At 61.9% G+C, this 20,286-nt stretch carries 17 protein-coding genes; 15 read left to right on the forward strand and 2 right to left on the reverse strand.

Annotated features, from left to right (window positions below; all coding sequences use genetic code 11):
- The first annotated feature begins 2 nt into the window (after positions 1-2).
- A complete protein-coding gene (locus tag QR290_RS15735; RefSeq protein ID WP_115078004.1) occupies positions 3-554 on the forward strand; it encodes a PqiC family protein in 552 nt (183 codons plus the stop codon).
- Here the strand turns inward: QR290_RS15735 and QR290_RS15740 are convergent.
- Positions 512-1,825, reverse strand: coding sequence for a sensor histidine kinase (locus QR290_RS15740; protein ID WP_289203023.1), 1,314 nt, complete (start codon positions 1,823-1,825; stop codon positions 512-514). The genes QR290_RS15735 and QR290_RS15740 overlap by 43 nt on opposite strands.
- A gap of 8 nt (positions 1,826-1,833) precedes the next feature.
- Between QR290_RS15740 and QR290_RS15745 the strand changes: the two genes are divergently transcribed.
- From QR290_RS15745 to QR290_RS15765, 5 genes are all read left to right on the forward strand, one after another.
- On the forward strand, positions 1,834-2,781 hold the full coding sequence (locus QR290_RS15745; RefSeq protein WP_435875050.1) for a histidine phosphatase family protein: 948 nt from the start codon (positions 1,834-1,836) through the stop codon (positions 2,779-2,781).
- A gap of 107 nt (positions 2,782-2,888) precedes the next feature.
- On the forward strand, positions 2,889-4,610 hold the full coding sequence (arnT, locus tag QR290_RS15750) for a lipid IV(A) 4-amino-4-deoxy-L-arabinosyltransferase (RefSeq protein ID WP_289203024.1): 1,722 nt from the start codon (positions 2,889-2,891) through the stop codon (positions 4,608-4,610).
- 287 nt (positions 4,611-4,897) lie between these two features.
- Positions 4,898-5,911 (forward strand): iron ABC transporter substrate-binding protein, encoded by a 1,014-nt coding sequence (locus QR290_RS15755; protein WP_289203025.1) that lies wholly within the window; start codon positions 4,898-4,900, stop codon positions 5,909-5,911.
- A gap of 3 nt (positions 5,912-5,914) precedes the next feature.
- Positions 5,915-7,510, forward strand: coding sequence for an ABC transporter permease (locus tag QR290_RS15760; protein WP_289203026.1), 1,596 nt, complete (start codon positions 5,915-5,917; stop codon positions 7,508-7,510).
- Positions 7,507-8,559 carry an ABC transporter ATP-binding protein gene (locus QR290_RS15765; protein ID WP_289203027.1) on the forward strand — a complete coding sequence of 351 codons (1,053 nt, stop codon included), beginning with the start codon at positions 7,507-7,509 and terminating at the stop codon, positions 8,557-8,559. The genes QR290_RS15760 and QR290_RS15765 overlap by 4 nt, the downstream gene beginning before the upstream one ends.
- Here QR290_RS15765 and QR290_RS15770 read toward each other — a convergent pair whose 3' ends face one another.
- On the reverse strand, positions 8,560-9,450 hold the full coding sequence (locus QR290_RS15770) for a site-specific integrase (protein WP_289205302.1): 891 nt from the start codon (positions 9,448-9,450) through the stop codon (positions 8,560-8,562).
- 431 nt (positions 9,451-9,881) lie between these two features.
- Between QR290_RS15770 and arnB the strand changes: the two genes are divergently transcribed.
- The 9 genes from arnB to QR290_RS15815 are packed head-to-tail and all read left to right on the forward strand — an operon-like array spanning position 9,882 to position 20,277.
- On the forward strand, positions 9,882-11,030 hold the full coding sequence (gene arnB / locus QR290_RS15775; RefSeq protein WP_289203028.1) for a UDP-4-amino-4-deoxy-L-arabinose aminotransferase: 1,149 nt from the start codon (positions 9,882-9,884) through the stop codon (positions 11,028-11,030).
- Positions 11,027-12,049: an undecaprenyl-phosphate 4-deoxy-4-formamido-L-arabinose transferase gene (arnC, locus tag QR290_RS15780; RefSeq protein WP_289203029.1), complete on the forward strand. Its 1,023-nt coding sequence runs from the start codon at positions 11,027-11,029 to the stop codon at positions 12,047-12,049. Before arnB ends, arnC begins: the two co-directional genes overlap by 4 nt.
- Positions 12,046-14,037: a bifunctional UDP-4-amino-4-deoxy-L-arabinose formyltransferase/UDP-glucuronic acid oxidase ArnA gene (arnA, locus tag QR290_RS15785; protein ID WP_289203030.1), complete on the forward strand. Its 1,992-nt coding sequence runs from the start codon at positions 12,046-12,048 to the stop codon at positions 14,035-14,037. The genes arnC and arnA overlap by 4 nt, the downstream gene beginning before the upstream one ends.
- A complete protein-coding gene (gene arnD / locus QR290_RS15790) occupies positions 14,037-14,921 on the forward strand; it encodes a 4-deoxy-4-formamido-L-arabinose-phosphoundecaprenol deformylase (RefSeq protein WP_289203031.1) in 885 nt (294 codons plus the stop codon). Before arnA ends, arnD begins: the two co-directional genes overlap by 1 nt.
- Positions 14,918-16,567 (forward strand): lipid IV(A) 4-amino-4-deoxy-L-arabinosyltransferase, encoded by a 1,650-nt coding sequence (gene arnT / locus QR290_RS15795; RefSeq protein WP_289203032.1) that lies wholly within the window; start codon positions 14,918-14,920, stop codon positions 16,565-16,567. Before arnD ends, arnT (QR290_RS15795) begins: the two co-directional genes overlap by 4 nt.
- On the forward strand, positions 16,564-16,908 hold the full coding sequence (gene arnE, locus QR290_RS15800) for a 4-amino-4-deoxy-L-arabinose-phosphoundecaprenol flippase subunit ArnE (protein WP_289203033.1): 345 nt from the start codon (positions 16,564-16,566) through the stop codon (positions 16,906-16,908). The genes arnT (QR290_RS15795) and arnE overlap by 4 nt, the downstream gene beginning before the upstream one ends.
- Positions 16,905-17,309 carry a 4-amino-4-deoxy-L-arabinose-phosphoundecaprenol flippase subunit ArnF gene (arnF, locus tag QR290_RS15805; RefSeq protein ID WP_115078017.1) on the forward strand — a complete coding sequence of 135 codons (405 nt, stop codon included), beginning with the start codon at positions 16,905-16,907 and terminating at the stop codon, positions 17,307-17,309. The genes arnE and arnF overlap by 4 nt, the downstream gene beginning before the upstream one ends.
- Positions 17,306-18,685 carry a UDP-glucose dehydrogenase family protein gene (locus tag QR290_RS15810; RefSeq protein ID WP_103385218.1) on the forward strand — a complete coding sequence of 460 codons (1,380 nt, stop codon included), beginning with the start codon at positions 17,306-17,308 and terminating at the stop codon, positions 18,683-18,685. Before arnF ends, QR290_RS15810 begins: the two co-directional genes overlap by 4 nt.
- Positions 18,658-20,277: an ArnT family glycosyltransferase gene (locus tag QR290_RS15815; RefSeq protein WP_289203034.1), complete on the forward strand. Its 1,620-nt coding sequence runs from the start codon at positions 18,658-18,660 to the stop codon at positions 20,275-20,277. The genes QR290_RS15810 and QR290_RS15815 overlap by 28 nt, the downstream gene beginning before the upstream one ends.
- Positions 20,278-20,286 lie beyond the last annotated feature (9 nt).

Raw genomic sequence — 20,286 nt, forward strand, 5'->3', positions numbered from 1 at the left:
CCATGGCTTTAAAGCTGAAGTTCACCGTGCTCGCCACCGGCCTGCTGCTGGGCGCCTGCAGCAGCGCCCCGATCAGTTTTCATACCCTGACGCCCACGCAACCGATGCCCGGCCGCGCGGATTCGGAGATCGCCATCGAAAGCATCAGCGTGCCGCCACAGGTCGACCGGCCGCAGATCGTGATCCGCCAGGGCAACAGCGGCCTGGCGATTCTTGAAACCGAATGGTGGGGCGCGAGCCTCAGTGATGAATTGCGCAGCGCGCTGGTGGATCAATTGAGCAATGCCGGCGGCGCGCGCAAAACGTCCGTGCGCATCGATGTGCAACGCTTCGATTCGATTCCCGGGCAATACGGGCTGATCGACGTCAAATGGCGCCTGCGCCAGGCCAACGCCGGGGACGATGCCCTGCTCGCCTGCCGCTCGCTGCTGCAAACCCCGTCCGGGCCGACCATCGACGATCTGGTGGTGGCCCAGCAAAACAACGTCAAGCGCCTGGCTGCGTTGATCAGTCAGGCAGCGGGCACTTCGCGCGGCTGCCCACCGTCCTCTTGAGGAACCGGGCTCAGCGAGACGGCAAAACGACAACCGTTGGGCTCACGCGTGGTGAGCCGGACCTGCCATTGCTCCCGGTTACAGATCCGCTGCACCAGTGACAATCCCAGTCCAAGCCCCTCTCCGCGACGCTCGTCACCGCGCACGAACGGCTGAAACATCGCTTGCCGCTGTTCCTCCGGAATGCCGATGCCGCTGTCTTCGACCACAAACCCGTTTTCCCCGACGCTCAGCGTGACAAAACCCTGATCGGTGTAATGCCAGGCATTTCGCAACAGGTTGCCCATCACTGATTGAAGGAAGGTCTGGTTGTAACGAGCCGCGCCGGCCGGGTTGATGTCGCAGAAAAAATCGAGCCCTTTTTCGCGGATCAGCCGACCCCAGATTTCGCTTTGGACCCGCGCAACCTCCTCAAGCGTCACGCAAATATCGCCACCGGTATCTTCCTGCGAGCGGGCGAGCATGAGGAAGGTGTCCACCAACTGACGCATTTCATGGCTGGCCCGGGCGATTCGGTTGACCTGCGCGGCAGAGCGGGCATCGAGCGACGGATTGGCGAGCAGCAACTCGCAGGCGCCGCCGAGCACCATCAACGGCGTGCGAAGTTCATGGCTCACGTCGCTGGTGAAGAGCTTTTCACGGCTCAGCGTTTCGCGCAGCCGGCCCAGTGTCTGATCGAACGAGAGCGCCAGTTCGCCGACTTCGTCCGCCGCGTAGTCCGGATGCAGGGGCGGCGCCAGTACCAGTAACTGGTCGCGGTGACGAACCTGGCGTGCCAGCCGAATGACCGGGGCCATCACGCGCCGTGCCAGCAATCGACCGAGCACAATCGCCAGCAGAATGCTCAGGATGAATCCCACCGCGACCACAATGAACAACAGACGCTCACGCTGTTCGAGACTTTCCTGGTCACGCAGCAACACGTATTTGCGTCCGCCCACCACCTCGACCATGGCAAAGAATCCGTCACCCTCGAACATGACCTCCTGAAACCCCGGTGACAGCGCCGCCAGTGACGGAACCAGCGCCATGGCACCCGGCCCGCCTTCGAAGAAAAACAGCTCGCTCTTTTCCGGTCGATGGCTCCAACGACTGATGTCATCCATTGCCAGCAACCGATGCAGACCGCCACTCAAGGTGGTGGTCGTCAGCCGATGTTCCACCACATGCACGGTGGCAACGATTCCGAGCGCAAACACCCCGGCCACCAGCGCGCTCATCAAGGCAAATACGATCACGATCCGTTTGGTCAGGCTTTGCTTGAGATCCATTCGTTTCAATGACTCCACAACTGTTTTCGAAGACGCCGGATATTGACCGAGTACAAGAAGCTTCAGGGCAATCGTCAACACTTGTTAAGCCTTGCTCAAAACAAAACAAGGATTTGAGTTTGTTTATCAATTGCTCGTTTAGTTTGCCGATTTATCCGCTGGCAATTTTTTCACATGCTCTTCACTGCGCCCCGACGTGCTCAAACGTAATGTTCAGGAAGTATTCAAGTAACCAACTCTGCCGGTTGATTAAATCGCCGGCCATTGCTGTCGGGAAATTCAAGGGGCGTGTTGTGGAAGTACAGATGCAATTGACTGCCACCGGTAAACAACGCCGTAGGTCTCGACCTGGAAAACTGCTGGCAGTGCTCGGCTCAGCGCTGGTGGTCGTTCTGGTCAGTGGCTTCGTCTGGTGGCCGCGCTCGCCTGTCGATCTGGGGCACGCCGGCAAAACCGTCAAGGCTGAATGGGCGCAGGCCTGGCAGGCCGGAGAAGTCGTGGCGCTGGTACGTCACACCGAACGTTGTGACCGTTCAGATAACGCCTGTCTGGGCCCAGCCGACGGCATCACCCGCGTGGGCACGGCTGCGGCGGCCAAGGTCGGCCAGAGTTTTGTGAGCCTGGGCATGCAGCATGCACAGGTGTTCAGCAGCCCGCTGACTCGAACCACGCAGACGGCGCACTTCATGTTTGGCCGGGACGCCGACACCCAGGACTGGCTGGCGACCTGCGGTCCCACCCTGCGCGACGAGGTGCTGGCGCATAAAGTTGCACAGCGCAATCTGGTACTGGTCACTCATAGTGACTGCATCAGTGACTTTGAAAAGCAGACCGGATTTCCTCACGCGGCCAGCGCTGAATATGGCAGCACATTGTTTGTGCGTATCAATGAAAAGAAACAACTGAAAGTATTGGGCTTCATGAATACCGATGCATGGCCACCAACAACTAAATAATCCCTGAACCCGACTCCATTAAAGACCGGAAACTTCGGTTTTCGTAAATGTTCGTGCACTTTCTGACACGCAGGAACAAACACTTTCGTCTTTACCAGGATCAAGTCATGACGACTGAACACAATCCGTTGCGACACGCTGCCCGCGATTTCACCCAGGCCCGACAAACCACACTTTTCGAACGCTGGGCCATTCCCGGTCTGATCCTGGCTTTCGTGGTGTTTTACCTGCTGCCGTTGATGACTCACGGCCTGTGGATTCCCGATGAAACCCGCTACGGCCAGATCAGCCAGGAGATGTTGCTGAGCGGCAACTGGGTCGCCCCGCATTTCATGGGCATCCGCTACTTCGAAAAGCCGATCGCCGGGTACTGGATGATTGCGATCGGCCAGGCGATTTTCGGAGACAACCTGTTTGGCGTACGCATCGCTTCGGCCCTGAGTACCGGGGCCAGTGTCTGGCTGACCTATCTGTTGGCGCGCAGGTTATGGAACAACCCGCGAATCAGCGTCGCCAGCGCCCTGTTGTTCATGAGCTTCGGTTTGATTGCCGGCCAGGCCGGGTATGCCAACCTCGATCCGCAATTCACCCTGTGGGTCAATTTGAGTCTGGCAGCTCTGTGGTTTGCCATCGACAGTCGTACACCGCGGGCCCGGCTGGGCAGTTGGGCGCTGGTAGGTGCGGCGTGCGGGATGGGCCTGATGACCAAGGGCTTTCTGGCACTGCTGCTGCCGGTGCTGATCGCCCTGCCCTACATGATCTGGCAACGGCGCTTCGGCGAGCTGTTGCGGTACGGGCCGGTGGCCGTGTTGGTCTGCGCCCTCGTCAGTCTGCCGTGGGTACTGGCCATTCATTACCGGGAACCGGACTTCTGGCGGTTCTTCTTCTGGCATGAACATATCCGCCGCTTTGCGGCCGGTGATGATGCCCAGCATGCGCGCCCGTGGTGGTTCTACCTGCCGTTGCTGGTGGCCTCCAGCCTGCCGTGGGCCGTGTTGCTGCCTTCCACGTTCATCCGCACCTGGCGCGAGAGACGCGAGGCAAAAACCGCCTATCTGGCCTTGTGGTTCCTGTTGCCTCTGGCCTTTTTCAGCCTGAGCAGCGGCAAACTGCCGACCTACATCATGCCGTGCCTGCTGCCGCTCGCCCTGTTGATGGGCCACGCCGTGGTGAACTGGCTGGATCAGCGCAGCGCCCGTGTGCTGCGCCTGAACGGTGTGATCAACACTGCATTGGCCAGCGTTGCGCTGGTGGCCCTGCTCTATATGCAGACGACCAGGGAAATCTACGAAAACACCGAGATGTTCAGCCTGTCGCTGGCCTTTATCGTGCTGATCGGCTGGATCATCGCCAATGCCCTGCAAGTGCTGCGGCCATTGACGTTGTGGGCGATGCCGGCGCTGGGCATCGGCCTGCTCGTCGCGCTGTTGCCTGCTGCCATGCCGGCGCAAATCGTTGATAGCAAGATGCCTGACCAGTTCATTGCCGAACATCAGCCGGAGCTTGAGGCGACACACACTTTGCTGAGCAACGACCTGGGCGCGGCCTCGGCATTGTCCTGGCGACTGAAACGGCCACAAGTCGATCTGTTCAACACCGAGGGTGAATTGAAGTACGGCCTCGAAGACCCGGCCATGGCGGGGCGCAAAGTCAGCCTTGAAAGCGTCAGCCAATGGATGACCGACGCCCGTCGCAAAGGCTCGGTGGGCGTGGTCATGCGCGTCAACAGCACGCTTGAAGAACAGGAACTCGGATTGCTGCCGATAGACGGCAAGCATTATCGGCGCGGCAATCTGCAGATCTTCATCTTCCCCCAGAGCCAGCCCTGACCGGAGCGCCCTGCTGCCGGGCCCGTTCAACCGCTACACCACGCCCGCACAGGTAAATGCGTGGCGTATCTCCCTCAAGACTCCAGAAAAACAACGCCGGGCATTGCCCGGCGTCCTCGCCAAGTGACTGCTAACCTGAATGGCAATGACATGTATTAACGGTTTGTTTGACGTTTTTTTCTCATTTGCCTCTCTACATTGCCAGCCAGCCAACATATGCAAATCATTCGCATTGAAACTCCCGCGAACGCTTGCCCATAACGTCTAAAAACAGGAGCTGCCCCGCCATGAGTCCATCCCTTCCGTCCTTTCTGAAACAGGCCGCGCTGGCGACTGCGCTGCTCGCTGCCGGGCAGGCGTTTGCCGCCGATTCCGTCGGCCTTCTGGTCTACAACGCCCAGCACGAAACCCTGACCAAAGCCTGGGTCGCCGGTTTCACCGAAGAAACCGGGATTCCGGTCACGGTGCGCAACGGCGATGACACGGAGATGGGCAATCAGATCGTGCAGGAAGGTGCGGCGTCGCCGGCGGATGTGTTCCTGACGGAGAACTCCCCGGCCATGGTGCTGGTAGACAACGCCAAGCTGTTTGCGCCCGTGGCTCCGGCTACCCTTGAACAAGTCGACGCGGCGTATCGCCCGGCCCACGGCCAATGGGTCGGTATCGCCGCGCGCTCCACGGTGTTCGTCTACAACCCGGCCAAACTCCCGGAAAAAGACCTGCCCAAATCCCTGATGGATCTGGCAAGCCCGGCCTGGAAAGGTCGCTGGGCCGCTTCCCCTGCCGGTGCGGATTTCCAGGCCATCGTCGCCGCCGTGCTGGAACAGAAAGGTGAAGCCGCCACCCTCGAATGGCTCAAGGGCATGAAAGCCAATTTCACCGCTTACCGTGGCAACAGCTCGGTGCTCAAAGCGGTGAACGCCGGGCAAGTCGACAGCGGCGTGATCTACCACTATTACGCGTTCGTCGATCAGGCCAAGACCGGCGAAAACAGCAAGAACACCGCCCTGCACTACTTCAAGCATCAGGATCCGGGCGCATTCGTGAGCATTTCCGGCGGCGGCGTGCTGGCTTCCAGCAAACACCAGGAGGACGCGCAGAAATTCCTCCAGTACATCACCGGCAAGCAGGGCCAGGAAGTGCTGCGCACCGGCAAATCCTTTGAATACGCGGTGGGCAAGGACGCGGCTTCCAACCCCAAACTGGTGCCGTTGAAGGACCTGGACGCGCCGAAAGTCGATGCATCGAAGCTCGACAGCAAGAAAGCCGTCGAACTGATGACCCAGGCAGGACTGCTGTAATTGATGCCTGAACCGCTGCCCGCGGAGATCGCTGCGGCGCCCTCCGCCCATTTGTCACGCCGGACCCGCGCCCTCAATGGACGCGGGAGTCCGTGGGTGGTCGTGCTGGCCATCACCGTGTCACTGCTCTCGTTGGTGCCGATCGGTTTTGTGATCGGCGTGTCGTGGTACACCGGGTGGGCGACTATCGAAGCGTTGGTCTTCCGCCCTCGGGTCGCCGAGTTGCTGATCAACACCGTGCTGCTGGTGCTGATCACGCTGCCGATCTGCATCGTGCTCGGCACCACTCTGGCCTGGCTGACCGAGCGCACCGATCTGCCGGGGCGACGGCTGTGGTCATTGCTGGCGGTCGCGCCGCTGGCAGTGCCGGCGTTCGTGCACAGCTACGCGTGGGTCAGTCTGATTCCGTCGATCAATGGATTGCCGGCCGGGGTGCTGGTGTCGGTGATCGCCTATTTCCCGTTCCTGTACCTGCCGATTGCGGCGACGTTGCGTCGTCTCGATCCGGCGATTGAAGACGTCGCCGAATCCCTCGGGCTCAAGCCATGGGCGGTGTTTTTCCGGGTGGTGTTGCCGCAACTGCGACTGGCGATCTGCGGCGGTGCGTTGCTGGTCGGCCTGCATCTGCTGGCGGAATATGGCCTGTACGCGATGATCCGCTTCGATACCTTCACCACGGCGATTTTCGATCAGTTCAAATCGACCTTTAACGGCCCGGCGGCCAACATGTTAGCCAGTGTTCTGGCGTTGTGTTGCCTGGCGATGCTGGTGGTGGAATCCGGCGCCCGTGGTCATGCGCGATACGCCCGCGTCGGCTCCGGCAGCGCTCGCGAACAACGCACCGTGCGCCTGCACCGGCGCACTGCCGCGATGGGATTGTGCCTGCAAGGCCTGACCTGCCTGCTGGCCCTCGGCGTACCGTTGCTGACCCTCGGCAAATGGCTGATCGCCGGCGGTGCCGAAGTCTGGCAAGGCGAAGAATTGCTGCCGGCGTTGCTGCAAACCCTGTCGTTCGGCGTGGCCGGCGCACTGCTGACCAGCCTCGCGGCGATCCCGATTGCCTGGCTGTCGATCCGCGCCCCCGGCAAGCTGCAACGCCTGCTCGAAGGCTGCAATTACATCACCAGCGCTTTGCCGGGCATCGTCGTGGCACTGGCACTGGTGACGGTGACCATTCATTTCGCCCGACCGATCTACCAGACCACGATTACCGTGCTGCTGGCCTATCTGCTGATGTTTCTGCCCCGGGCGCTGGTCAGCCTGCGTGCCGGGTTTGCGCAGGCGCCGGTCGAGCTGGAAAACATCGCGCAAAGCCTCGGTCGCTCACCGTTGCGCGCCCTGTGGCTGATCACCTTGCGTCTGGCGGCGCCCGGTGCGGCGGCGGGCGCAGCGCTGGTGTTTCTGGCGATCACCAATGAACTGACCGCGACCCTGCTGCTCGCGCCCAACGGCACGCGCACCCTGGCCACCGGTTTCTGGGCCATGACCAGCGAAATCGACTACGCCGCCGCAGCGCCTTACGCCCTGCTGATGGTGCTGCTGTCGCTGCCGCTCACGGCGATTCTCTATCACCAATCCAGGCGCAGTGCCGGCCGATGAACGCTCTCGAAATCATCTCTCTAAGCAAATCCTTTGGCGCGCAAACGGCGCTGGACAACATCTGCCTGTCCGTCCCGACCGGTAGCCGCACGGTGATCGTCGGTCCGTCCGGCTCCGGCAAGACCACCCTGTTGCGGATGATCGCCGGGTTCGAATTCCCCGACGCCGGCAGCCTCACGCTCAACGGCCAGACCCTGGTCGACAGCACCCACGCCGTGCCCGCGTATCAGCGGCAGATTGGTTACGTGCCGCAGGACGGCGCGCTGTTCCCGCACATGACCGTGGCCGACAACATCGGGTTCGGGCTGGCGGAAACCGGCAGCACCCGAACCGAACGCATTCAGGCGCTAATGGACAGCGTCGCCCTGAACGCCGAGATGGCCGCGCGCTGGCCTCACGAACTGTCCGGCGGCCAGCAACAACGGGTGTCACTCGCCCGGGCGTTGGCGCAACGGCCGCGCCTGATGCTGCTCGACGAACCCTTTTCCGCCCTCGACACCGGCCTGCGCGGCGCCATGCGCAAAATGGTCGCGCGCCTGCTGGAAGATGCTGGCGTGACCACGATTCTGGTGACCCACGATCAGGGCGAAGCGCTGTCGTTCGCCGACCAGTTGGCCGTCATGCGCGACGGTCGGCTGGTGCAGTCGGGGCATCCGATGGACCTTTATCGCTATCCCGACGATGAACAGACCGCGCGTTTTCTCGGCGAAGCCGTGGTCATGCCTGCCCGGATCGAAGCCGGTTGGGCCCATTGCGACCTGGGTCGGGTGGCGGTCAACACCAACGGTTTTTCCGGCGCCGCGCAGATCATGTTGCGACCCGAACAACTGCAACTGTCGGACATTCCCGCCGACCCGGATGGCTGTCACGCAGTGGTCACTGACCGGGACTTCGGCGGCAACGTCTGCACCCTGACCGTGGAACTTCGCTCCCAGGCCAGCCCTGGCCGCTCACTGCTGGTACGCAGCTCCGGCATGCACGCGCCACCAGCCGGCAGCGCTGTGCAGTTGTCCATTCTGGGGGCAGCCCACGTCTTCGCAATGCCCTGACTACAGGTCGAAGCGATCCACCGCGCGGCGACGCTCGTTGTCGTCGCGCACGTCGTAGTTGGCAGTTGTCTGGATATTGCTGTGATGCGCCAGCTTCTGGGCGATCGACAGGTCGTGCTCTTCGATCACCCGGGTGATAAACGAACGCCGGAAATCATGGGGCATGATCTTCACCCCGACCTGAGTGCCGCGCTGGCGGGCGATGTAATAGATCGCGTGCTTGGTGATGCGCTCGCGAGTGATGTGGCTGCCACGGCGAATGCGGTTGAACAGAAACGCGTCGTCGCTCTCGCCTTCCTTGAGTTCTGACCGGCGAAACTCAAGCCAGGCATTCAGTTTGGCGAACGCCCAGGCCGGCGCGTACTTGATCAGTTGTTTATTGCCCTTGGCGGTGACGCACAGACTGCGCTCGGTGAAGTCCACCTGATTGAGGTCCAGATCCACCGACTCAGACTTGCGCATGCCGGTGCCATACAACAGCGCAATCACCGCTGCATCGCGCAAACCTTGTGGTCGCGGATCGGCCGCGCAGACTTCCATCAATTCATGAATCAGCGTGCGCTTCAGATTGCGCCCCTGAGACAGTCGCGTACCGGCAATGCCTTTGACCGAGCGCATCTTCAATAGATGGTCCTGGCTGATAAGACTCATGCGCCAGGCTTCATTCATCACACCGCGAATTGCGTTTACATACAGCGAAGAAGTATTCGGTGCGTAGTCGTCTTCACGTAATGCGGCGACTAACGCAACGACATCTTCCGGTTGCAACGCATGCCAGGGAATGTCTTCGACGTTCATGTCTTCGAAGCCGAGACGGTCGGCGGCATCTTGTAAAACGTAACGCATGGTGAGTTGGCTGGAGGGAGCCAGACGCGCCAGATACACGGTCATCGGGTTGGTTTTCAGGGTGTCGGGGGATGCAACGGGTAAGTCAATCAAACGTCGGGCCTTGAGTAAAAGCAGTTCAACACAGCAACTAACAACTGCAACATTCTTAATATAAGGGGAACACTTCCGTAGGACTTTTCTACTAAAAACCGCGATAAACGGTAGAAGTCTGAACAGTGGCTGTATGGGTTTCAGATAAACGATTCGCCGACCGGTTTTTCATGTTCCTTTCACAAAAACGGGCATAACCTTAATTCCACTGAGTCCTGTGCCGGCGCTGCCCAAGCTGCCGGGCAATGCCTGAAAAGTCAACCGAACCCGACGTTATGTCGTCTTGGCAACTTATTGATGCAAAGGATTTTTTCGCGTCTACGCTTTGATTGGATCCAACTTTTCAATGGGTCTATTTCTTTTTTCTTTGCAATGAGGTGTGCATGAGTCAGGCGTTTCTCCCCTTCTCCCGCCCCAGTATCGGTGATGAAGAAATTGCCGCCGTGGAGCAAGTTCTGCGCTCCGGCTGGATCACCACCGGGCCGAAAAACCAGGCCCTCGAAGAACAGTTTGCCCAGTACGTCGGTTGCCGCCATGCCGTGGCACTTTCCTCGGCCACCGGTGCCATGCATGTAACGTTGCTGGCGCTGGGAATCGGCCCCGGCGACGAAGTCATCACCCCGTCGCAGACCTGGGTGTCCACCGCCAACATGATTTCCCTGCTCGGCGCCACGCCGGTGTTCGTCGATGTCGACCGCGACACCCTGATGACCGACGCCGCGCGTATCGAAGCCGCCATCACCCCGCGCACCAAAGCGATCATTCCCGTGCATTACGCCGGCGCCGCCTTCGATCTCGATCCGCTCTACGCCCTGGCCGACAAGCACGGCATCGCCGTGATCGAAGACGCCGCCCACGCCGCCGGCACCCGCTACAAGGGCCGCCACGTGGGTTCGCAAGGCACCGCGATCTTCTCGTTCCACGCGATCAAGAACATGACCTGCGCCGAAGGCGCGATGTTCGTCACCGACGACGAAGCCTTGGCCAACCGCGTGCGCATGCTCAAGTTCCATGGCCTGGGCGTCGATGCCTACGACCGCCTGACCCACGGCCGCAAACCCCAGGCCCAGGTGATCGAGCCCGGTTTCAAATACAACCTGGCCGACATCAACGCCGCGATTGCGCTGGTGCAACTGGAGCGTCTGGACGCGATCAACGCCCGCCGCACCGAACTGGCCACGCAATACCTGCAAAAACTCGAAGGCCTGCCGGTGCAACCGCTGGCCGTGCCGCAATACGCGCAACAGCACGCCTGGCACCTGTTCATCCTGCGCATCGACAGCGAGCGCTGCGGCATGGATCGCGAAGCCTTCATGAAAGGTTTGCAGGAGCAAGGCATCGGCACCGGCATTCACTTCATCGCCACCCACCTGCACACCTGGTATCGCCAGCGTGACCCGCACCTGTTCCTGCCCGACACCGAGTGGAACTCGGCGCGGCTGTGCTCGATTCCCTTGTTCCCCGACATGACCGACCAGGACCTGGACCGGGTCGTCGGGGCCATTGCACACCTGATGGGGAAACGCCCGTGAGACCTTATCCGATTCATTGCGTGTCGATCGTTATCCCGGTCTACAACGAAGAAGACAGCCTGCCGGAACTGCTGCGCCGCACCCAGGCCGCCTGCCAGCAATTGCGCCATGACTACGAAATCGTGCTGGTCGACGACGGCAGCCGCGACGCCTCCGCGCAATTGCTCGAAGACGCGGCTTCGGTCGAGGACAGCCCGTTCGTGGCGGTCATCCTCAACCGCAACTACGGCCAGCACGCAGCGATCATGGCCGGTTTCGAACAGTGCAAGGGCGACGTGGTGATCACCCTCGACGCCGACCTGCAGAACCCGCCGGAAGAAATCCCGCGCCTGGTGGCCGAGGCCGAAAAAGGCTTTGACGTGGTCGGCACCGTGCGCGGCAACCGTCAGGATTCGGCGCTGCGCCGTTATCCTTCGAAACTCATCAACCTCGCCGTGCAGCGCTCCACCGGCGTCGCCATGAGCGACTACGGCTGCATGCTGCGCGCCTACCGCCGCACCATCATCGACGCGATGCTCGCCTGCCGCGAACGCAGCACGTTCATTCCGATCCTCGCCAACAGCTTCGCCCGCCATACCACGGAAATCCCCGTGGCCCACGCCGAGCGCGAGCACGGCGATTCGAAATACAGCCCGATGCGCCTGATCAACCTGATGTTCGACCTGATCACCTGCATGACCACCACGCCCCTGCGCCTGCTGAGCATCGTCGGGTTCACCATGGCCGGGCTCGGCGTGCTGTTCGCGGCGGCGCTGATCGTCATGCGCCTGGCGTTTGGTGCCGGATGGGCCGGCGATGGCCTGTTCGTTCTGTTCGCCGTGCTGTTCGTGTTTACCGGTGGCCAGTTCATCGGCATGGGCCTGCTGGGCGAATACCTGGGGCGCATGTACAGCGATGTGCGCGCCCGCCCGCGTTTCTTCATCGAAAAGGTCCTGCGCGGGCACCCCGCCACGCCGGCCCCCGCCATCACCGTTGACGGCCTTACTTCCAACTCCACGTCCGATCAGGTTCTCTCATGAGCGCAAAAACCGTTGTCTTCGCCTACCACGATATTGGCTGCGCCGGCATTCAAGCCCTGCTCGACAGCGGCTACGACATTGCGGCGGTGTTCACCCATGCCGATGACCCGCAGGAAAACGCGTTCTACGCCTCGGTCGCGCAACTGTGCACCAACAAAGGCATCGCGGTTCATGCACCGGAAGACGCCAACCACCCGTTGTGGATCGAGCGGATTGCCAAGCTCGATCCGGATTACATCTTTTCCTTCTACTACCGCAACCTGCTGAGCGAGCCATTGTTGGCGCTGGCCAAAAAAGGCGCGTTCAACCTGCACGGCTCCTTGCTGCCGCGCTACCGTGGCCGCGCCCCGGCCAACTGGGTGCTGGTCAACGGCGAAACCGAAACCGGCGTCACCCTGCATCGCATGGTCAAGCGCGCCGACGCCGGCGCCATCCTCGCCCAGCAACGCGTGGCCATCGAACGCAGCGACACCGCGCTGAGCCTGCACGGCAAACTGCGCGTCGCCGCCAGCGACCTGTTGCGCGACGCCCTGCCAGCGATGCTTCAGGGCAAAATCACCGAAACCCCGCAAGACGAATCCAAAGCCACGGTGTTTGGCCGTCGTACCCCGGCGGACGGCAAACTGGTCTGGGCCCAACCGGCCGACAAACTGTTCAACCTGGTGCGGGCCGTGACCCAGCCCTACCCCGGCGCCTTCTGCGCCGTGGGCGAGCACAAGCTGATCGTCTGGAGTGCCGAAGTCGTCAAGGGTAACGAAGGTCAGGCGCCGGGCCGGGTCATCAGCGTCGATCCGCTGCGCATCGCCTGCGGTGAAGACTCGCTGGTGATCAACGCCGGCCAGCGCAACGACAACGGCCTGTACCTGAGCGGCCCGCAACTGGCCAATGAACTCGGTCTGGTGGACGGCTCGCTGTTGCGCGGCGCCGAATCCGGCCGTGGCCCGCGCCGCACTCGGGTGCTGATCCTCGGCGTCAACGGTTTCATCGGCAATCACTTGTCCGAGCGCCTGCTGCGTGACGAGCGCTACGAAGTCTATGGCCTGGACATCGGTTCCGACGCCATCGACCGTCTGCGCAGCCATCCGCGCTTTCAATTCGTCGAAGGCGACATCAGCATTCACTCGGAGTGGATCGAGTACCACATCAAGAAATGCGACGTGGTCCTGCCGCTGGTGGCCATCGCCACGCCGATCGAATACACGCGCAACCCGCTGCGGGTATTCGAACTCGACTTCGAAGAAAACCTGAAACTGGTGCGCTACTGCGTCAAATACAACAAGCGCGTGATCTTCCCGTCGACCTCGGAAGTCTATGGCATGTGCCAGGACAAGCACTTCGACGAAGACCGCTCGAACCTGATCGTCGGCCCGATCAACAAGCAGCGCTGGATCTACTCGGTGTCCAAGCAACTGCTGGACCGGGTGATCTGGGCCTACGGTGCCAAAGGCCTGAACTTCACCCTGTTCCGTCCCTTCAACTGGATGGGCCCACGCCTGGATCGTCTCGATTCAGCGCGCATCGGCAGCTCCCGCGCCATCACCCAGTTGATCCTGAACCTGGTGGAAGGCACGCCGATCCGCCTGTTCGACGGTGGCGAGCAGAAACGCTGCTTCACCGACATCGCCGACGGCGTCGAGGCGCTGGCGCGGATCATCGATAACGACAACGACGTCTGCAACGGTCAGATCATCAACATCGGCAACCCGGACAACGAAGCGAGTATTCGCCAGTTGGGCGAAGAACTGCTGCGCCAGTTCGAGGCTCACCCGTTGCGTTCCAACTTTCCGCCGTTCGCCGGTTTCCGTGACGTGGAAAGCAAGGCGTTCTACGGCGCCGGTTACCAGGACGTCGAGCACCGCAAACCGAGCATCGCCAACGCCAAGCGCCTGCTGGACTGGACGCCGACCGTGGAAATGCGCGAGACCATCGGCAACACGCTGGACTTCTTTTTGCGTGAAGCAATGGCCGAAATCGAGAGCAAGCGTTAATGCAGGCCGGTTTGCGCATCGACGTCGACACCTTTCGCGGCACCCGCGAAGGCGTGCCGCGCTTGCTGGAAATTCTCGATGAAGCGCAGATCAAGGCGACGTTTTTCTTCAGTGTCGGCCCGGACAACATGGGCCGGCATCTGTGGCGCCTGATCCGTCCGCAATTCCTCTGGAAAATGCTGCGCTCCAACGCCGCCGGCCTGTATGGCTGGGACATCCTGCTGGCCGGCACGGCGTGGCCGGGCAAACCGATCGGCCGCGACCTCGGGCACCTGATGCGTCAGGCCCGGGCCGCCGGTCACGAGGTCGGCCTGCACGCCTGGGATCACCACGGCTGGCAGGCCAATGCGGGGCGCTGGAGCGATGCGCAACTGGTCGAGCAGATCCGTCAGGGCGTCGATACCTTGAGCGACATCCTTGGCGAAAAGGTCACGTGTTCGGCCGCTGCCGGTTGGCGTGCGGACGAACGTGTGATCGAAGCCAAACAGGCCTTCGGCTTTCGCTACAACAGCGATTGCCGTGGGCAACGGCTGTTCCGCCCATTGCTGTCTGACGGTTCGGTCGGTGCGCCGCAGATTCCGGTGGACTTGCCGACCTTCGATGAGGTGGTCGGGCCGAGTGTGGCGGCGAAGGATTTCAACGCCTTCATCCTCGACCGGTTCCGCCCGGACAACCTCAACGTCTACACCATTCACGCCGAAGTAGAAGGGATTCTGATGGCCGAAGATTTTCGTCGACTGCTGGCCGACGCACGCCAGCGACACATCCACTTTCAGCCGCTGGGCGACTTGCTGCCCGAATTTCTCAACACCCTGCCCGTCGGCCGTGTGCAACGCGGTGCCCTCGAAGGCCGCGAAGGCTGGCTGGGAGTGCAAGGCGCATGAGCAAACGCTGGGCATTGCCGCTGTTGCTGGGGATTTTCCTGCTGGCTTATCTGCTGCCGCTGGGCAGTCATGGTCTGTGGATTCCCGATGAAACCCGTTATGCGCAGATCAGCCAGGAAATGCTGCTGAGCGGCAACTGGGTGTCGCCGCATTTCATGAACCTGCGTTACTTCGAAAAACCGGCGGCCGGTTACTGGATGATCGCCCTCGGGCAGGCCGTGTTCGGGCAGAACCTGTTTGGCGTGCGGTTTGCCTCGGCCCTGAGCACCGGGCTGAGCGTGCTGCTGTGCTTCCTCATCGCCCGCCGTTTGTGGAATGACCCGCGCAAAAGCTTCGTCTGCGCCTTGCTCTACATGAGCTTCGTCATCGTCGCCGGCCAGGCCGGTTACGCCAACCTCGATCCGCAATTCACCTTTTGGGTCAACCTGAGTCTGGTGGCGCTGTGGTTTGCCCTCGACAGCCGCGCCAACGGCCAGCGCTTGGCCGGCTGGGCGGTGCTGGGCCTGGCCTGCGGAATGGGCTTCATGACCAAGGGTTTTCTCGCCTGGCTGCTGCCGGTGCTGATCGCCTTGCCGTGGATGCTCTGGCAAAAACGCTGGAAGGAATTGCTGTTCTACGGCCCGGTGGCCATCGCAGTGGCGATCATCGTCAGCCTGCCGTGGGCGTTGGCAGTGCACAGTCAGGAACCGGATTACTGGCGGTTCTTCTTCTGGCACGAGCACATCCGCCGGTTTGCCGGCGACGATGCCCAGCATGACGCGCCGTGGTGGTTCTATCTGCCGCTGCTGGTGGCGTTCAGTCTGCCTTGGGTCGGCATGTTGCCGGTGGCGTTCAAGCAAGCGTGGCAGACCCGCCGCGAAACCGGCATCGCGTTTCTCGGCCTGTGGCTGCTGATGCCGCTGCTGTTTTTCAGCCTGAGCAACGGCAAGCTGCCGACCTACATTCTGCCGTGCCTGCTGCCGCTGGCCTTGCTGCTGGGCCATGCGCTCGCTGATCGCTTGCGCCTGGAGCAAGGCCGGGCGCTGGGCCTCAATGGCCTGCTGAACCTGTTGCTGGGCATCGCCACGCTGATCGGGCTGGTTTACGTGCAGCTCAAGCGTCCGCTGTACGACCACGAATTGCACAGCCTGGTGCTGGTGTTCATTGCCCTGACCGGCTGGATCATCTGCAACCTGCTGCAAGCCTTCCGCCCGTTGCAATGCTGGGCCGCTCCGGCGGTGGGCAGTTTGCTGCTGATCGCGCTGCTGCCGGCGGCACTGCCCAAATCGGTGGTGGCGAACAAGATGCCTGACCAGTTCGTCCTCGCCCATCAAACGGAACTGGCGACCACCACGCACCTGCTGAGCAACGACCTGGGCGCCGCGTCGGCCTTGTCCTGGCGTCTTAAACGCCCGCAGGTGGCGCTGTACAACACGATAGGCGAATTGAAATATGGCCTTGCCTATCCTGACGGCATTCAACAACGGGTCGATCCCGATCAGGTGCAACAGTGGATGCGCGAAGCCCGCAAGACCGGTTCGGTCGGCGTGGTGATGCGGGTCAAGGGGCAAGACGAACTGGACGAACTCGACAGACTGCCCAAGGACGGCGTTCGTTATGAGCAAGGCAATCTGGTGATCATGATTCTTCCGCAGGAGGCGTCATGAGCCTGTGGCTGCTATTGCTCGCCTGCCTGCTGACCTGCCTGGGCCAGGTCGCGCAGAAATTCGCCGTCGAGAGCTGGCGCGGCGCGAGTCTGCCGTGGTCGCGCAAAGTGCGCTCGCGGTGGCTGTGGCTGGCGCTGTTTGCCCTCGGCACCGGTCTGCTGGTGTGGCTGCTGGTGTTGCAGCGCCTGCCGGTCAGCATCGCCTACCCGATGCTCAGCCTCAATTTCGTGATCATCACCCTGATCGCCCGCTTCGCATTCAAGGAGCCCGTCGACGTTCAACACTGGTTCGGCGTGTTGCTGGTCATCGGCGGTGTGGCGTTGTTGGGGCAACAGTCATGAACCGGCGTCGTGGAATTTTCTTCGCTCTGGCCAGCGTGCTGCTGGTCAGCGTGGCGCAATTGAGCATGCGCTGGAGCATGACGCGCCTGCCCCGGCCGGATCAGTGGCTGGCCCTGCCCAGCGTTGATTCAACCGCGCTGGCCGTGGTGCTCGCGGCGATCTTCGCCTACGCGCTGTCGATGCTCTGCTGGCTCGCCGCCCTGCGCGATCTGCCGCTGGGCCGGGCCTACTCGCTGCTGAGCATCAGCTATGCGCTGGTGTATCTGCTGGCGGCCAGTCTGCCGCTGTTCAACGAATCCTTCAGTTTCTCCAAATCACTGGGCGTGGCGCTGGTCATGCTCGGGGTCATCACCATCAACACTCGTCCGGCCCGTGCGCCCGAATTGAGGAGTTCGCCATGAAAATCACAGTGTTTGGTAGCGGTTATGTCGGCCTGGTGCAGGCCGCCGTGCTGGCCGAAGTCGGCCATGACGTGGTGTGCATGGACATCGACGAGAAAAAAGTCGAGCTGCTGCGCCAGGGTCACGTCAGCATCTTCGAGCCGGGGCTGGCCAGCCTGGTCCGCGAGGGCCTGGACGCCGGGCGCCTGCAATTCACCTGCGATGAAAAACTCGCGGTGCAGCACGGCAAGGTCGCGTTCATTGCCGTCGGCACTCCGTCGAAAGAAGACGGTTCGGCCGACCTGCGTTACGTGCTGTCGGTAGGCGACGCCGTGGCCCGCCACCGTGAACAGCCGCTGATTCTGGTGGAGAAATCCACCGTGCCCGTCGGCACCGGCGACACCTTGCGCACCCACCTGGACAAGGCGCTGGTCAAGGCCGGGCGCCTGTTGCAGTTCGATATCGTCTCCAACCCGGAATTTCTCAAGGAAGGCTCGGCGGTCGCCGATTGCCGTCGGCCGGACCGGATCGTCATCGGCTGCGAGCGCGAAGAAGTGCGCGACGTGATGCGTGACCTGTACTCGCCGTTCAACCGCAACCATGACCGCATCATGTTCATGGACCTGCGCAGCGCCGAACTGACCAAGTACGCCGCCAACTGCATGCTGGCGACCAAGATCAGCTTCATCAACCAGATCGCCGAGCTGGCCGAACACCTCGGCGCAGACATCGAATCGGTGCGCCAGGGCATCGGCGCCGACAGCCGCATCGGCTACCACTTCATCTACCCCGGTTGCGGTTACGGCGGCTCGTGCTTCCCCAAAGACATGCGCGCGCTGATCCACAGCGCCGAAGAGGCGCACTGCTCCAGCGACTTGCTGCAAGCGGTGGAAGCGATCAACCAGCGGCAGAAACACAAGCTGTTCGAACGCATCAACGCGTTCTACAAGGGCGAGCTGCGCGGCAAGACCTTCGCCTTGTGGGGCCTGGCCTTCAAGCCGAACACCGACGACATGCGCGACGCGCCGAGCCGTGTCCTGCTGGAGTCGCTGTGGGCCGCCGGGGCCAATGTGCGGGCGTTCGACCCGGAAGCGATGCAGGAAACCCAGCATCTGTACCCGGACGAATCGAAACTGATGCTGATGGGCACCCCGGAATCGGTGCTCGCCGGTTCCGACGCGCTGATCATCTGCACTGAATGGCAGCAATTCAAGGCGCCGGATTTCGACCTGATCCAGCAACGCCTCAAGGCCCCCGTGATTTTCGACGGCCGCAACCTGTACGACGCCGAACGCCTGGCCCGCAACGGCTTCCACTACTTCCCGATGGGCCGTGGCGAATCGCGCACCCTGCCGATTCCGTTGCAGCAATGGCCGCACGCCTCGGACGTGGCTTGATCGGGTTATCTCCCACTATCCGCCGGCAGTCCCTGATCGCAGGGCTGCTGGCGTTTCTGCTGTTCATCGCCGGCGTGTACGGGCAGTCGCCCATCGGTTTCGAATCGCGTTTCGTGTTGTTCGCCCAGGAAATGCTGCGGCACGGGCCCAGCGTGTTTCCCACCACCTATGGTGAGCCGTACGCCGACTATTCGTCGCTCTCGACCTTGTTCATCTGGCTGTTGTCGTTGCCGTTCGGGACGGTCAACAGCCTGACGGCGTGGCTGCCGAGCGCAGTGGCCGGCTCGGTGATCGTGATGTTGATGTATCGCTTGCTCGCGCCCTCTTCGGTGCGCTGGGCGGTGGTCAGCATCGCGCTGCTGATGCTCACCAGCACCTTCATCACCGAGACTCGGGCGGTGTCGCAGGACCTGATGCTCGCCGCCGTGGCGTTTTCGGTGTTCTACCTCGGCTATGCCCACGACCATTTCGCTGCCGGTCGACGCTGGCCGCTGGTGTTCATTCTGTTGTTGCTGGGGTTCGGTATTCGCGGGCCGATCGGGCTGGTGGTGCCGACCGGCATGCTGTGCAGTTACTACCTGCTGGATCGCCAATGGTCGCGCCTGTTGATCTTCGGCGTGCTGGCTTCGCTGCTGCTGGCCGCTTGCGTCGGGCTGTTATTGTGGCTGGCGGATGTCAGCGGCGGGCCGGCGTTTCGTCAGGACGTGATCCGCATGCAGTTCATGGGTCGCATGGACGGCAGCGAAGGCGTCAGCGGTTCGCTGTATTACTTCACCAGCTCACTGGGCAACTACGCGCTGGCGTATCCGCTGGCCTTGCTGGCACTGGCAGCGGCGTGGCTGAGCAAGCCCCGGCAACGCGGCCCGGCCTTGCGACTGGTGCAGTATTGCGCTGCGGCGGGGTTGATCGTGATGCTCGGGCTGTCGATTCCACAGGCGAAAAAGGCCCGTTACTTGCTGCCGATGCTGCCCATGGCGGCGATCATTGCGGCGTACCCGTTTCAGGTGTTGCATGGCCGGGTGTTTGCCTGGCTGCGTGTCGGCATGCAGGGATTGTGGTTGTTGATTCCTGGATTGTTGATCGTCTTGTTGGGGGTGGCGAAGCGACGGTTTCCTGAGTCGATGACCGACCTGACGCCGGTAATGATCGTGCTCGGATTGCTGCAACTGGCCGCGTTGTCGCGGTTGTGGCTGCCGCGCTGGCGAACCGAAGTCCTCGCGTTCAGCGCCGTGCTGGCGGTCTGGTCGGCGTATGCGCTGGTGTTCGAGCCAGTGGAGCGCCAGCTCTATGACACGCGATCCTTCAGTCAGGCGGTAATGGAGAGGATCCACAGGCAACCCGCGCCGCTGGTGCTGCACGGCATGGGCAAGGACGCCAAGGCGATCAAGTTCATGGTCAACGTCGAGCAGGACCTGCAACCGCTGTTCACCGAAACCACGCAAGCGCTCGAAGCGCTCAAGGGGCCGGCGTGGCTGATGATGGATCGCAGCGACTTGCAGACCCTGCAAGGTACCCCGCTCGGAGCGCTGCAACCGGTGCTGAGCGGGCGTTTCGACAAAAACGATTATGTGTTGCTGTGGCTGACGCCTTAACCTGCGGCC

The organism is Pseudomonas fluorescens (assembly GCF_030344995.1).
Lineage (GTDB): Bacteria > Pseudomonadota > Gammaproteobacteria > Pseudomonadales > Pseudomonadaceae > Aquipseudomonas > Aquipseudomonas fluorescens_BF.